Raw genomic sequence first — 14,482 nt, forward strand, 5'->3', positions numbered from 1 at the left:
GAGAAGGCTATTGGATTTTTCCATTATACGTATCGCTCGCACAGTGCTACATGTTAAGGATTTAGAGCTATCTCGTAAATTCTATGTAGATGGATTGGGGATGATAGAAACTGAGAGAGATGATAGGCATGTCTATCTAAGAGGATTAGAAGAACATTGTCATCACAGTCTATTACTAAAAAAAGCCGAGAAATCAGTTGTGGAAGTGCTAAGTTACAAGGTAATGAAGGAAGAAGATTTAGAGCACATTGAAAAGTTATTTATTGCTATAGGACTTAAAACGAAGTGGATTCCTAAAGGAAATCAGTATGCTATCGGTAGAACGCTTAGAGTTCACGACATTTCTGGTATTCCGCTAGAATTTTTTGCAGAAATGCCTACCGTGGATCGGATGCTTCAAAAATACGACCTATATCGCGGAGCAAAAATTCAGCGAATAGACCACGTCAATTGTGCTGTACCAAATGTGCAAAAAGCCTATGATTTTTATGTAAACAGTTTAGGATTTTCTTGTTCCGAATACACAGAAACGGAAGAAGGTGACTTATGGGCTGCCTGGTTATTCCGAAAGCCTACAGTTCATGATCAAGCGTTCATGAGTGGACCAGGGCCTAAGCTCCATCATTTTGCGTACACTTTATCTGACCGGCTGAGCGTGCTCGACTGCTGCGATGTGTTGGCTAGTATGGGCTATGCAGATTGTATCGAGCGCGGACCAGGTCGACATGGATTATCTAACGCATTCTTTCTATATTTAAGAGATCCAGATGGTCATCGTATAGAGTTATATACCGGAGACTATTTGACTTGCGATCCAGATATGAAGCCAAAGCGTTGGGATTTAAATGATCCTCTACGTCAAACATTCTGGGGACATCAGGCACCAGACCAATGGTTCAATGAAACTAGTACATTTATTGATATTGAGACCGGAGAAGAAATAAATAGCGAAGAACCAAAGCTTGAACAACGAAAGCCCAAAATTTTAGTGTAATTATGGATCCATCTGAGATTAGTGCGTATGTAATTTTTAGACTGTAGACAGACACCATGAATGTTGGTGTTTGCCTACAGTCTGTTTTCTATTAAAATAAAAATAATGCTAGAAATGTTGAATTTTGCTGCAAACGGACCCTATCCTGGGAAGCTTCAATCGCTGCGATTAGTTCAAGGTCTTTAGCTCCCGCTATTTGCGTTATAGATGCTAACCCACAAGAGTTGTTTTCAAAAGACTATCTGGTCACGCAAACGGGTGCACTATTGATTTCACATTTTATTTGAGTAAGGAGGGGGAAAGGCTATGAATGATAAACTAATAAGAGTTGGAACAATTTATATCCCAGTTTCAAATGTTTCTCTAGCAAGTGTTTGGTACCAGGAGCAACTCGGCGCTGTTGAGAATTATAAGGACGAGGATAAAGCAATTTTGGACCTAGCCAATCAAAGTGTCTTTTTGATTAAAAGTAAAAAAGAAGAAAGTCTGAACTTTAAAGATTTTCATGGGCTAGAGCAATTTGTCTTAACATTTGAAGTAGATGGTGTTGATAATCTTCTATTATTACACAAAGAATTCAAAGAAAAAGGATTGCGGGTAGGAGAAATAGAAGATAGAGGACATGCTGGTAGAAATTTTGTATTTCAGGATCTTGATGAAAATAAATTTGATGTATGGAGCGAATTAAGTCCTTCTTTTAAAAATAATAGGATCTGATAAAAAAGAGGCTACGTAGTCTCTTTTTTATTTTGATTAACTGGATTATTTTTCAATAAAAGAAGTGATAATTAGGTTTTAAGGTCATATATCAGGGAATTACAAATAAGGAATGCACTATTTTGAAGGAGGGCTTCATATATGGCAGAAGAAAAAGAAATGAGAAATGGTTCAACCGAAAGTAACCAAGGAAAAGAGACTCTTACAACTAGACAAGGTCATCCAGTAACGGATAACCAAAATATGCGAACTGTAGGAAATCGCGGTCCAGCAACTCTTGAGAACTATCATTTTATTGAAAAAATTTCACACTTTGACCGAGAAGAAGTTCCTGAACGAGTAGTTCATGCTCGTGGAGCTGGTGCTTTTGGCTATTTTGAAACCTACGGAAAAGTAGGGGACGAGCCCGTAGAAAAGTATACTCGTGCAAAAGTATTTTCGGGTGCTGGAAAACAAACACCTTTGATGGTGCGCTTTTCAACAGTTGCAGGTTCTAAGGATTCTCCAGAGACTGCCCGCGACCCACGAGGTTTTGCAGTTAAAATGTATACAGAAGATGGCAACTGGGATTTAGTTGGAAACAACTTGAAAATATTCTTTATTCGTGATGCGATGAAATTTCCGGATATGATTCATGCATTTAAGGCAGATCCTGCTTCGAATATACCCAACCCTGAGCGTATGTTTGACTTCGTTTCTAAATCACCTGAAGCGACACATATGATCACTTTCCTATTCTCTCCATGGGGAATTCCGGCTACATATCGCCATATGCAGGGATCTGGTGTAAACACGTACAAGTGGGTAAATGATAAAGGCGAAGCAGTACTTGTAAAGTATCATTGGGAACCAAAACAAGGTATTCGTAACCTAACTCAAGATGAAGCAGATGCAATTCAAGCAAAAAATGTTGCTCATGCCACACAGGACTTATACGAATCCATTGAGCGAGGAGAATATCCAGAGTGGGAGTTATTTGTTCAAATTATGAGCGATGATGAGCATCCTGAATTAGATTTTGACCCATTAGACGATACAAAGCTATGGCCACCGGAACAATTCCCGTTCCTACCAGTAGGTAAAATGGTATTAAATCGAAATCCAGTAGATTATCATGCAGAAATTGAACAAGCTGCCTTTGGTACTGGTGTACTAGTAGACGGGTTGGATTTCTCAGATGATAAAATGCTTCAAGGACGTACATTCTCTTATTCAGATACTCAACGTTATCGAGTAGGAGCTAACTATTTAAAGCTACCTGTTAATGCCCCTAAGGTTCCTGTAAGAACAAATCAACATCGTGGTCAAATGGATGTGCATAGACCAGATGAAGCAGGTGGAAATCCACATATCAATTATGAGCCATCGATGATTGGTGGATTGCAGGAAGCAGAAAAAACGGAACGAATTAAGCACGAGCCACAATATAATGCAAAAGCTACAAGTGCACCGATAGATCGTGAAAATAACTATGGACAAGCAGGCGAGACTTATCGTAGCTTTGAAGATTGGGAGCGCGATGAATTGATAAACAACCTGTCTACCGCACTTTCTATTTGTGATCCTCGAATCCAAGAGGCTATGGTCTACCACTTTACACAGGCAGACGAAGATTATGGTCGTCGTGTAAAAGAAGGTATCGAGATGAAGATGAAAGAAATGGAAGACTTAAAAAAACAACAAAAACAAGAGAGCTCTCCGGGTGCCAATGCTGCTGCGGATAAAGCAGAAGATGTTGGTCGAGAATCTAAACCTTACTAATAATTTCAAACCCCTTCACTTAAATGAAGGGGTTCTTTATTTCAATTATCAAAAGGAGTGTATATAAATGAAAGTAATAGTAGTAGGAGCGAATGGTCAGATTGGTAAACAGGTCGTGGAAAAATTACAAAACAGTGAGCATACAGTTACTGCAGTTGTGAGAAAACAGGGACAGGTAAATGATTTTAAAGAAAAAGGGATAGAAGCAGTATTACTTGATCTCGAGGGTAAGGTAGACTTATTAACCGAAGCATTTACTGGAGCTGATGCAATCATTTTCGCAGCAGGCTCAGGAGGACATACAGGTCCTGATAAGACATTACTTATTGACTTAGACGGGGCAGTAAAAACAATGGAAGCGGCTGAAGCTGCTGGGGTTGAGCGATATATTTTGGTTAGTGCATTTGATGCTGACAAGCGTGAAAATTGGAACGCTGAAATGAGACCATACTATGTTGCAAAGCATTATGCAGACCGAATGCTTGAGCAAAGTAAACTGAACTATACTATCGTTAAACCTGGTGGATTGATAAATGAAAATGCATTAGGAAAAGTGACAGTAGGAGTGGATGCGGAGCCGAGTACTATTACTCGTGAGGATGTAGCAGATGTTTTAGTGGCATCTTTAGAAGAAGCAAACACCTACCAAAAAAGCTTTAATGTTGTAAATGGGACACTACCAATAAAAGAAGCTTTAAAGAATCTGTAAAAAGTTTCCAATAGTCTAAATGGACTCCATAAAGTGGAGTCTTTTTTTATGCATTTTATATATTATATTTCATTGTATTACTCTGTAAGGCATACGGCTTTAGTTAATAACTGTATATCATAGAGGATTTCTTTTTTAAATGCGTCATTGTCACATCTATAATAATCATCTACTAATCTAACTAGTTCTATATAAATGAGGTTCATTAAAAACGACTCCTTTATTTTTGGGAAAAAGTATCTATTCTATTATACCTATATTTGTTTAATCATAAACATTTATTTTTAAAATGAATACAAAGATTAAAAAAAGAACTGATGGAAGAGCTTCAATAACTGAAGCACCAAAGATACTTATTGAAGAATTTATCCGAAGAAAAGTAGAACTCTTTACTGAAAAGATTAAATCTGAGGAAAACATGTTAAAGAAATCGTACAGTACTTATTAGATTAAAGCTTCCAAAGTTAGTGGAAACAGGTGACAAAACATATTCAACTCGTGACCTAAATCAATTAACTGTTGAACAACCGGATAGTGCAATTAATGTTCGTAGCTTATCTGGACTAGTGGATTATGTAAAATTAAACTTCGACCATAATCGCAAGTTGATGAATCATGTGAAGTCTCCAACGGAGGTTAATGTGTTTGATGCATTAAATGATGTTAACGATCGTCGTACGTATGTTAGAGCTGGGGCATTATTGTCAAGCATTACATTTGAATAATTTGTAGACCGTGAGAAGTTCCAAATCATGCTGTAGGCTTGCTTTGTTGGAAACCAAGATAAAGAACAAGTTCTTAAAGTGGTTAGTTCCATCAATGAAGAAAATTCAGTGCAAACACAAGACGATGGAGTTACACAACGAGTTACAGCTAAAACAGGGGTTGTCACTGTAGGAAATGTAAACGTACCTAACCCATTAATTTTATAAAACTTTATTGACAGTTAATTGTAATTCTATGTAAAATTAAATTAATATTCCCAATAAATAGTTTTTTGGTGGATAAATAAAAATAGATGGAGGAACAATATGAAAAAAACTTTTACTCTATTTTTTGCATTGGTTTTTCTTAACATTTTGTTTGGCTCAGTGACGAGCTATGCATCTGATGACAATTATATTTATCCATATCAAGAGATTATGGACAAACTTAATAAGGAATTAGGTTCTACATTTCATGTGAAAGAGGAAAAGCGAGAATTCTACTATAATAATGTTAAAGATATTACTCCAAGCGCGTTTGAAGAATTATTGAGAAAGCAATATAAAGAATTTACTGAATCTTTAAACATGGATATGGGACCTGGAAATGAAATTTCACAAGAAACAATAATTAAACCATATTATGTTAGTGAAGACATAACCCAGTATGCTTCGCTGAGTTATAATTCTTCGATGTATCTTAGTTCTAATGTTTTTAGTTTTACTGGGGGATCGGGGACGTTTAAATACAATAGCATCTATTCTTACGGCACTACATGGCCGTCTGGTTTTACAGGATTTCATTGGGAGGTCGATTCTAAATCAGCAAGACTAAGTAGCGATGAAAAAAGTTGCACTGTAACTCTGAGAGGTCATCCAGAAGACGCAAACGGTGTAGCCCTTGCACTATCTTTAACAGCATCTAATACATTTTATGCGAATTAATTATCTATAACAGACATACTTATTACTGTATGTCTGTTTAAATTTTTAAAAATTCATTAAATTGGGTTACAATAAACATATATTGGCTTGGTATAATTTTAACATATTCAGCGTTTCAACCATTTTTAAATGGAGGAGGTAATTAATTATGAAAAAAATACTCGGTTTAGGAATCGCGTTCCTTATTTTGACAGGATTCTATACTGCATCTTCTGCTAACAAAAATGCCGACATGGATTTATTATTGTTACCTTATCAAAAAGTAATGGATAATTTAAGTGAAGATTTAGGTGTTCCATTTTACATTGAAACCAAAAATAAGGAACGTTTTTACAACAATGTAAAAGATATTACCCCTGAACAGTTTGAGAAAATGCTTATTGAAGAATATAAAGAATCGGAAGCTGATATCATTAATGACAAATCATATGTAACAGACGATGCTCCATATGATATTCAGGGCCCCAATATTCCTAATCATAATGGATCCGTCATTTTAACCCCACTTGAAGAAAATTCTTAGACTGGGGGAGGATGTGTTATGATCAATGTGACAACGACATTACAATCGGCTTGAAAAATACCGTAATAAAATTATAATTGAAACAAAGAGACCACGTGCACGCTTGTGCTGGTGTAGTAATTATACTAACTTAAGCTATTTATATAAGGCTCTCACAATACAGTGGGGGTCTTTTTTGTGTTAATAAAAGGAATATTATACCCCTTTGGCGAATGATGTCATATGGAGGTGAAATAATTGCACGTAATTCCAGTTATTATTTCTGTATTTGCTCTAGGAATCTCTTGGTTCAATAGCATTAGAGACAGTAAAAAATACAAAAACATAATGCTAAGACTTTTAATTCTAGCTGATGGGTTAAGTAATGACTATGATAAATTGATGTTTGAATATAGGATGCTTCATTTAATTCCTAGGCAAAAGAATGAACAACATGAGGATTCTTTTAGAATTAAAAAGTCTCTTCTTGAATTAAAAATAAATCAAATGTATGAGTTATTGTTAATAAACCAGAAGATAGTAGACGAAGATTTAAAAAAAATATTTAGTTGTTTAAACGGAATAGATCAAAACCTTTTTGAACTAGCGAATTCGAGAATCGACAACTTTAATGATTTAGATGCTACTCGCGCAATTACTAATCCCTTAGCAAAAGATATTGAAATTTTAGTGAGTATAATTAAACAATACGATAAGTATTAGCATTTCCTAGTGAGGTGCTTTTTCTACGTCATAAAAAGCCAAATATGGAAACAACATAAAGGTGAAATAACAAATAGAGCTATTGCTGAACAGTTAGATGTATCTGAGAAGACCATTGGTGGTTGGAAATCCAAAGATAACTGGAACGCTGAATCAAACGGAGTACTCCAAAAGAAAAGAAGGTAAACAAAGAGCCTCCTATTCCTACCTTAGATGAATTAATAGACGATTTGAGGATGACTGAAAAACAAAGTCTCTTCTGCATTTATTAAGTCAAATCATTCAACGCTACACAGGCAGCTATTAAAGTTGGTTATGTAAAAGACAGTGCACATGTTCAGGGGAGCGTATTATTAAGGGATTCTAAGGTAGTTGAAGAGATACGAAGGATAAAGGGTGAAATGAGACAGGGCATATTTGTTGATGCAATGGACGTCTTAGAGAAATACATTAAAATAGCCTTTGCAGACATTACAGTTTACACCACCTTCGGTAAAAGAGAACTACCTGTAATAAGTATGATGGGTCCTGTTTTAGATGAAGATGGCAATCAAGTGATGAAAGAGATCAATAATGTAGACCTCAATGAATCCTCTATGGTTGATGGCACAATAATCACCGAGGTTAAGCAAGGCAAAGATGGCGTGTCTATTAAAGTAGCAGATAAAATGAAAGCTAAAGATAAACTGTCCTTATACTTCGATTTATTCCCTGATAAGTTACAACGTGAAGTGGAAGAAGAAAAACTAAAAATCGCTCATCATAAAGCGTTTGGTGGTAATGAACCAGAACGATATGAGGATGGGTTCAACAAGGCTCTAAATGCTTGCTACGACTTTGAAGTTGTGGAAAGATGACGACGCCGACGAAGACTAGGTACCTTTCTTTTTTTACAGAGAAAAGTAACTTCAAGAAGATACCAGCACCTTTCAATTTCCAAACCTTCTCTAAAAAACAAAAACAAGTATTAACTTGGTGGAGACCTGGATCTCCTCATAAAGATAAAGACGGTATCATCTGTGATGGCTCTGTCCGATCTGGCAAAACAGTGGTTATGTCGCTTTCTAACGTGATGTGGGCAATGGAGTCTTTCCAAGATGAAAACTTTGGGATGGCTGGTAAGACAATAGGCTACTTTAGACGTAATGTAATCACTCCATTGAAAGGGATGCTTAGTTCTAGAGGATATAAAGTTAAGGATCATCGTGCTGACACTTCCTAACCATTGAATATAAAGGGGTGACGAATTACTTTTACGTTTTCGGTGGGAAAGACGAATGTTCCCAAGACCTTATTCAAGGTATCACGCTTGCAGGTATGTTTTTTAATGAGGTAGCTCTTATGCGGAATCATTCTTATCACAAGCAACTTCCCGTTGTTCAGCGGAAGGGTCTTAGTTCTGATTTAATTGTAACCCTGCTGGACCATATTATTGGTTTAAATAACAATAGATTGACCGACGAAAAGAAAAGAATATGCTGCAGCTTCACTTTACGATGGATGATAACTTATCGTTAGGTGGAAAACCAAAGAGCGTTAGAAACGGGTGTACACTGGTTTGTTCTTTCAGCGTTTTATACTTGGCTTATGGGTGCTGAAGGCATTATCTTCAGTATGTTTGATGAAAAGAAAAATAAAGTAAAAACAGAAGAGCGAAGATAAACTAAATACTATGTATCTAGTGACTACGGGACACAAAACCCTATGGCATTTGGTATGTGGGGATTGTGTGAAGGTACCTGGTACAAAGTAAAAGAGTACCATCATGATGCTAGGAAAAAGAATGTACAAAAAACAGATGATGAATATGCAAACGACCTTAAGGAATTGGCAGATGGTCTCACGAGATAGATAATCGTGGATCCCTTAGCAAGTTCTTTTTTTATTGTCCTAAAGAGATACGGTTGGAGTGTAAAAAAGTAAAGAAAGATGTGTAAAGGGATCAGGAACAAGGTTGCTACTCTACCGATTTAATGAGTTGTTGTAACAAGAAGATTTAAAAAACAATAAATAGAGGTTATTTTAAAGAGAATAACCATAAGAGAACAGCAGGGACAAGCAATGCGCGGATACTTTCATGAGTTTTATAAATTATTTGTGGATTTCTATTCATTTTGTAGGAAGAAATCTTTCAATTTATTCATGACATAGTACTTTTACAGACATAGTAATTTGGTATACATTGTAATAAGAGGTGATAAGCTTGTCAGAAAATGAAGTAAGTGCCGATTTAATAAGGGGTCATATCGATACAATTATTTTAAAGGTTTTAAAGGCAGGAGATAATTATGGATATGAAATTATGAAGGCTATCTCAGTCGGTAGCAATGGAGAGTATATATTAAAAGAGCCAAGTTTATATAGCAGTCTGAAACGTTTAGAAAAGACTGGATTTATCCAGGCATACTGGGGTGATCAGTCCCAAGGTGGTCGACGAAAATATTATACGATTACAAAAGAAGGCTTATCTGCCTACGAAGAAAATGTAAGAGCATGGAATCGAGCGAAAATGCTCATAGATAAATTACTGGTAGGAGGAAGTGGTGAATATGAATGACGTCCGAAAGTATGTTAATAAGATGTTTAGTGGATATCCCAAAAATGATGAAACATTAGAATTGAAAGAAGAAGTAATTGGAAATTTAGAGGCGGAGATTGAAGACTTAGTTACGAACAAGGGCTTAACTGTTAAACAAGCTTTTAGAATTAGTACAGAGAAAATGACTAAACTGGACGGAGTAATAGAAGGGGTGCAAACAGTTCAATTAAGTAAGGTTTTGGTGGAGCTGACTCAATGGTCGCTTATTTACTTGTTGATTGCATGGATTATCTCTATCCCTTTCAATATGTTTAGTTCCTTAAGGGCTACGAGTTGGCTTTTATTTACGATTATATTAATAATTGGCGTATTTTATATCTTGTTAAAAATCATAGCAGGTTCTTTAACGAATGAAAGAACAATCCAACTAGCTTTTATGAATAGATGGCAAAAATGGATTTGGATTATTTGGGCATTGTTTATGGTAGCGCAGTGGGGAATGATTACTGCCATCCATTTTGGTAGTGATCTATGGTTTGGCCGTAATATCTCTATTGAAGGTCCTTATCAATTCGGTCAGACTATAGCAGCCTATTTGGCTCCATTTTTCTCCGTTATTGTACCTCTATTAATTAACAGATTTAAAAACATAGTTATCAGAGGAGGTAATGGAGCGAACTATGAAGAATAAGTTAATAATTGGATTATTCATTACTGGGCTTATACTTTTTGGATGGATGAACCTTTTTTACCTACCAGAAAAAGAAAATTTACAAGCGGAAGAAATGCTACGGCAGCTTGATCCAGAGACGCATGATTTTAGCAAGGTGCTAGTATATGAAAATCTATATATGGGAAACAACTCAAATAATGCTCATTTGTTTCAATCACTTCCTTTACAAAATTATTTGAATGGCTTTGAACAGGACCCTGATCGTTTTTTGTTAATCGTGAATTATAAAGATTTAAGTGACGTTTCTCCACGTCAAATACAACAATCGGTCATTTATAATACTACAGCTGCATTTGTACTTATTAAGAATTTGGAACAAATAGAGTTAAGACTTCCAAATGAAACTTTTCTCGTTAACAGAAGCAATGTAGAGAGTGTTTTAGGGAATTTAGATGAGCTTTTAGATCCTCTATTATTTGAAAAAGAAGTGCAACAGCGATTAAAAACAGAAGAGATAGAGGATTGGTTAGACCAGTATTTACAAGTCAGCAAGGAGGGCTAACATGAAGGATCGTGTCATTCAGGCGTATAACGAGCTCGCCAATGATTATGAATTTAACGTCGATCAAAGAAGTATATATAACACGGAGTATGAGAGACCAGAAATGGTCAAACAAATGCCTTCTAATTTAAATAATCTAAGCGTTTTGGATGCGGGTTGTGCTGCAGGATGGTATACCTCCCAGCTTATACGTGAAGGGGCAACGGTTACAGCAATCGATATCAGTCCTAAAATGGTAGAGGCAACGAAAAGAAGAGTAAAGGACAAAGCAAATGTACTTTGCTTAAGCCTTGAGGAAGAACTGCCCTTTGAGGACAACAGTTTTGATCTCATTATCAGCTCATTAGTCCTTCATTATATCAATGACTGGGAATTGACGTTAAAAGAGTTTCAACGAATCTTAAAGCCAGGCGGTCAATTCATATTTTCCGTACACCACCCATCTATGGATGTGAAAAAAACAGAGGAAGGAGATTATTTTTCACATGAATTTATAATAGATCAGTGGAAGCGTGATGGGAAAATAATTGAAGTGCCTTTTTATAGGAGACCTATGCAAGCCATCCTTAATGAAACGTTAAAATTCTTTAAATTAGAGCGTCTTATTGAGCCACAGCCTACGGAAGAATTTAAGAAGATAGATTCCAAAGGTTATCACAAGCTGATGACAACACCACACTTTTTGATAATTAATGCTAGAAACTGAGGAACATAAGGTTAAGGGGGGGATTAAATATGTCTAAAGAGTTTATTGCCATAATATCAATAGTTTCTGTAGTGATCTGGATTGTAGTTTCCCAAGAGGCTGTAAAACCCTCAAAAGAGATAAATTGGTGGAAAATGATTAGCTTACTGTCTGTAGGAACCGTATTGGCATTAGGTTTAACCATTTCCCTTTTTCAAAGCCTGCCGTTCTAGGATAGGTAACTGGGGTTTTTGTTGAATATCTAAACAACCGTAGGATTTATAAAAGGACTTAGTTTTTTTGAGTAAGCTAAGTCCTTTTATCTTACTAAAATGATTACACTCCACCCTAAAATATTACCATTATAATAAATTTTTTATTTACTTACTTGGAGGAGTTCAAATGAATATAAAAGTAATTCATCATTTCACTGAAAAGCATTTAACAGACTTGTATCAATTATTTCAAAATGAATGGTGGACAAAAGAGCGTAGCTTAGCTGATATAAAAACAATGATTGATTTGAGTCATGTAACAATATGCTTAGTTGATCAGGACTCAGGCGAGCTAGTGGGTTTCGCAAGAGCAATTTCAGATGGAGTATACAGGGCGTTTATTTTTGATGTAATTGTAAAAGAAAACGGTCGGAAGCAAGGACATGGGTTAACTCTAATGAACAGTCTGTTAAATCACTCAGTCATTCAGGATGTAGAGCGAGTTGAGCTTTATTGTCCTGAAAGATTAGTTTCCTACTATGAGCAATTTGGATTTTCTACCGATGTTAATGGTAGTACATTAATGAGATTAAAGCGATAACGGAAAGGACAAGGAACAGGGGGAAATATGGCTTTTATAGAATGAATACCTTTACGAGGGGGGAAACAAAATGATTGAAATGAAATATCTAAGTATAGAAGAGATTATTTCGTTACCAACTTTATCGGATATCAATATTAGTGATGATGGTAAAAAAGTAGCGTTTGTCAAGAAGACAGCCAACTGGAAAGACAATAAATACAAAAATCATATATGGATATATGAAAAAGATAAAGAGGACTGTAATCCATTAACAACTAGAGATATAGAAAGTACATATCCGTTTTGGTCTCCAAATTCTAAAGATATTGCATACCTTAGTCCAGTTGGTGAACTGGCTGATAAAAAGAATCAAATCTTTGTTAAATTGAAAGAAGGAAATAGCTCAGTTCAAATTACTGATGAAAAAGAAGGAGTCAGTAAATTCAAATGGGAGCCAACTGGCAAGGGTATATATTATCTTGCACAGTCAAAAGAATCTGAGGTACTAAATAAACGAAAAGAATTATATGGAGATTATCTTCATATAGGTAAGGAATACCAAAAAAATTGTTTATATTATATAAATCTAGATAAAGAGGTACAAAATAACAATCCAGAAAAACAACATAAAGTAGTTCAACTTACCAATGGGAAAGATTTTCATGTTCAAGAATTTGATATTTCATTAGACGGAAAAAATGCGGTAATTTTGGCTACACCTAGCCCTGATATGGGTGATTATATGAAGAGTGACTTATACATATTAGATATTCAAGCTGTAGAGCTTCAAAAGCTGAATATAGATAGGTTATTGGGCGGCTGTGTTTGCTTTTCACCAGATGGCAAAAAAATTTGTTACCAAGCAAGTATTAAGGAGAAAGATTACTATGAAACTCATATAGAAGACAGCACATTAGAAATTTATGATATGAATAGTGGGAAGGTAATTCATCCGTTAACTGATTTTGATAGTACGGTTGTTCCTATACGTTGGACAACTAAAGGGATTTTAATGAAATGGCAGGATAAAACTAACTACCTTATTGGATTGTTAACTGAGTATGGCGCGCTGGAAATGCTAAGTGAAAAAGTAGATAGTTTTATAATGAATGCTTACATAACGAAAGATGGAAATCATATATCCTATACTAAGGCTAAAATAAATGAAACCTTTGAAATCTATTTAAACGATAAAAAGATTACGAATGAAAACAGCTTTTTTAAAGGAAAACTTAAAAGTAACAGGGAAGTGACCTCATGGAAAAGTAAGGATGGGGTTGTTATAGAAGGGGTTTTATCAACACCAGTAGATTTGGACCCGAATAAAAAATATCCTTTATTAGTGGTAATCCATGGTGGTCCTGCTTGGGCATCATTCCCCATATTTTCGGACTGCTTTAATGAGAAGTATCCTATAGAGAAGTTTATTGAAAAAGGCTTTATAGTTTTAGAACCTAACTACAAGGGAAGTTCTGGTTATGGTAATGAATTCTTAAAAGCAAACTACAGAAAACTTGGAATTGCTAACTATGATGATATTATATCAGGAGTAGATAAACTGGTTGATTTAGGGATTGCGGATAATGAAAGGGTAGGAGTTATGGGATGGAGCAATGGAGGATATTTATCCGCATTTTGTTCTACATTTAGTAATAGATTTAAAGCTGCTTCCGTTGGAGGTGGTATTACTAATTGGAGAACCCATTATGTTAATACAGATATACCATACTTTATTCGGATGTGTTTAGGAAATAATCCATGGAATGATCCAGAGATATATACAAAAACGTCACCAATGCATTATATTAAATCCGCCTCTACCCCCACTTTAATCCAACACGGCGAAATGGATGCAAGGGTACCCATTCCAAATGCATATGAGCTATATCAGGGATTAAAGGATATGGAAGTTGATACAGAATTAGTTATATTTAAAGGGATGGCGTATAGTCCGAATCAACCGGGAATGAATGTGGCTATTATGAAGCAGAATTTAATGTGGTTTTCACATTATATGCTTGGAGAAAGTATGAAGGACTTTAGGAGTAATAATAAATGAATCCCATAAAGCTATAAGTGACTAATTCAAAATAAAGCTCCAGAAATTTTGCTTTGCGCAAAATTTTTGGAGCTTTTTAGAGGGGGAATTTTATTCCCTGCAAATATTCGA

The 14,482-nt window shown here is 35.6% G+C and carries 17 protein-coding genes and 2 pseudogenes; 18 read left to right on the forward strand and 1 reads right to left on the reverse strand.

The features are described 5' to 3' along the window. The first annotated feature begins 10 nt into the window (after nt 1-10). The 4 genes from hpaD to MKX96_RS09920 all read left to right on the forward strand — a co-directional run bounded on the left by hpaD (nt 11) and on the right by MKX96_RS09920 (nt 4,181). Entirely contained in the window at nt 11-994 is a 984-nt protein-coding gene (hpaD, locus tag MKX96_RS09905) for a 3,4-dihydroxyphenylacetate 2,3-dioxygenase (protein ID WP_340883424.1), read from the forward strand. A 306-nt stretch (nt 995-1,300) separates the two neighbouring features. After that, entirely contained in the window at nt 1,301-1,711 is a 411-nt protein-coding gene (locus MKX96_RS09910; RefSeq protein WP_340883425.1) for a VOC family protein, read from the forward strand. A 141-nt stretch (nt 1,712-1,852) separates the two neighbouring features. Next, nucleotides 1,853-3,472 carry a catalase gene (locus tag MKX96_RS09915; protein ID WP_340883426.1) on the forward strand — a complete coding sequence of 540 codons (1,620 nt, stop codon included), beginning with the start codon at nt 1,853-1,855 and terminating at the stop codon, nt 3,470-3,472. 67 nt (nt 3,473-3,539) lie between these two features. Further along, nucleotides 3,540-4,181: an SDR family oxidoreductase gene (locus tag MKX96_RS09920; RefSeq protein ID WP_340883427.1), complete on the forward strand. Its 642-nt coding sequence runs from the start codon at nt 3,540-3,542 to the stop codon at nt 4,179-4,181. A 77-nt stretch (nt 4,182-4,258) separates the two neighbouring features. Here MKX96_RS09920 and MKX96_RS09925 read toward each other — a convergent pair whose 3' ends face one another. Further along, nucleotides 4,259-4,387, reverse strand: coding sequence for a hypothetical protein (locus MKX96_RS09925; protein WP_340883429.1), 129 nt, complete (start codon nt 4,385-4,387; stop codon nt 4,259-4,261). A 261-nt stretch (nt 4,388-4,648) separates the two neighbouring features. Between MKX96_RS09925 and MKX96_RS09930 the strand changes: the two genes are divergently transcribed. From MKX96_RS09930 to MKX96_RS09995, 14 genes and pseudogenes are all read left to right on the forward strand, one after another. Then, nucleotides 4,649-4,906, forward strand: a complete 258-nt coding sequence (locus tag MKX96_RS09930; RefSeq protein ID WP_340883430.1) for a hypothetical protein — start codon at nt 4,649-4,651, stop codon at nt 4,904-4,906. A gap of 306 nt (nt 4,907-5,212) precedes the next feature. Continuing rightward, entirely contained in the window at nt 5,213-5,830 is a 618-nt protein-coding gene (locus tag MKX96_RS09935) for a hypothetical protein (RefSeq protein ID WP_340883431.1), read from the forward strand. A gap of 148 nt (nt 5,831-5,978) precedes the next feature. Beyond that, nucleotides 5,979-6,353, forward strand: coding sequence for a hypothetical protein (locus tag MKX96_RS09940; protein ID WP_340883432.1), 375 nt, complete (start codon nt 5,979-5,981; stop codon nt 6,351-6,353). A 237-nt stretch (nt 6,354-6,590) separates the two neighbouring features. After that, nucleotides 6,591-7,055, forward strand: coding sequence for a hypothetical protein (locus MKX96_RS09945; protein WP_340883433.1), 465 nt, complete (start codon nt 6,591-6,593; stop codon nt 7,053-7,055). Between the two features lie 9 nt (nt 7,056-7,064). Continuing rightward, nucleotides 7,065-7,238: pseudogene (locus tag MKX96_RS09950) on the forward strand (phage terminase small subunit-related protein); the annotation flags it as partial. Nucleotides 7,239-7,357: 119 nt separating this feature from the next. Next, the gene (locus tag MKX96_RS09955; RefSeq protein WP_340885975.1) at nt 7,358-7,912 is read left to right on the forward strand and encodes a terminase small subunit; all 555 of its coding nucleotides are present in this window, start codon (nt 7,358-7,360) and stop codon (nt 7,910-7,912) included. Then, a pseudogene (locus tag MKX96_RS09960) lies at nt 7,909-8,975 on the forward strand (PBSX family phage terminase large subunit); the annotation flags it as partial. The gene MKX96_RS09955 and the pseudogene MKX96_RS09960, both read left to right, overlap by 4 nt. A gap of 283 nt (nt 8,976-9,258) precedes the next feature. Next, entirely contained in the window at nt 9,259-9,612 is a 354-nt protein-coding gene (locus tag MKX96_RS09965; protein WP_340883434.1) for a PadR family transcriptional regulator, read from the forward strand. Then, complete coding sequence (locus tag MKX96_RS09970) at nt 9,599-10,285, forward strand: hypothetical protein (protein WP_340883435.1); 687 nt, start codon at nt 9,599-9,601, stop codon at nt 10,283-10,285. The genes MKX96_RS09965 and MKX96_RS09970 overlap by 14 nt, the downstream gene beginning before the upstream one ends. Then, nucleotides 10,275-10,829 (forward strand): DUF4825 domain-containing protein, encoded by a 555-nt coding sequence (locus MKX96_RS09975; protein ID WP_340883436.1) that lies wholly within the window; start codon nt 10,275-10,277, stop codon nt 10,827-10,829. The genes MKX96_RS09970 and MKX96_RS09975 overlap by 11 nt, the downstream gene beginning before the upstream one ends. 1 nt (nt 10,830) lies before the next feature. Continuing rightward, complete coding sequence (locus MKX96_RS09980) at nt 10,831-11,535, forward strand: class I SAM-dependent methyltransferase (RefSeq protein ID WP_340883437.1); 705 nt, start codon at nt 10,831-10,833, stop codon at nt 11,533-11,535. Nucleotides 11,536-11,564: 29 nt separating this feature from the next. Continuing rightward, the gene (locus MKX96_RS09985; protein WP_298467631.1) at nt 11,565-11,747 is read left to right on the forward strand and encodes a hypothetical protein; all 183 of its coding nucleotides are present in this window, start codon (nt 11,565-11,567) and stop codon (nt 11,745-11,747) included. A gap of 169 nt (nt 11,748-11,916) precedes the next feature. Further along, nucleotides 11,917-12,330 carry a GNAT family N-acetyltransferase gene (locus MKX96_RS09990; RefSeq protein ID WP_340883438.1) on the forward strand — a complete coding sequence of 138 codons (414 nt, stop codon included), beginning with the start codon at nt 11,917-11,919 and terminating at the stop codon, nt 12,328-12,330. 70 nt (nt 12,331-12,400) lie between these two features. Further along, nucleotides 12,401-14,371 carry a S9 family peptidase gene (locus MKX96_RS09995; RefSeq protein ID WP_340883439.1) on the forward strand — a complete coding sequence of 657 codons (1,971 nt, stop codon included), beginning with the start codon at nt 12,401-12,403 and terminating at the stop codon, nt 14,369-14,371. The last annotated feature ends 111 nt before the right edge of the window (nt 14,372-14,482 follow it).

The organism is Psychrobacillus sp. FSL W7-1493 (genome assembly GCF_038004905.1).
In the GTDB taxonomy this organism is placed as follows: Bacteria; Bacillota; Bacilli; order Bacillales_A; family Planococcaceae; genus Psychrobacillus.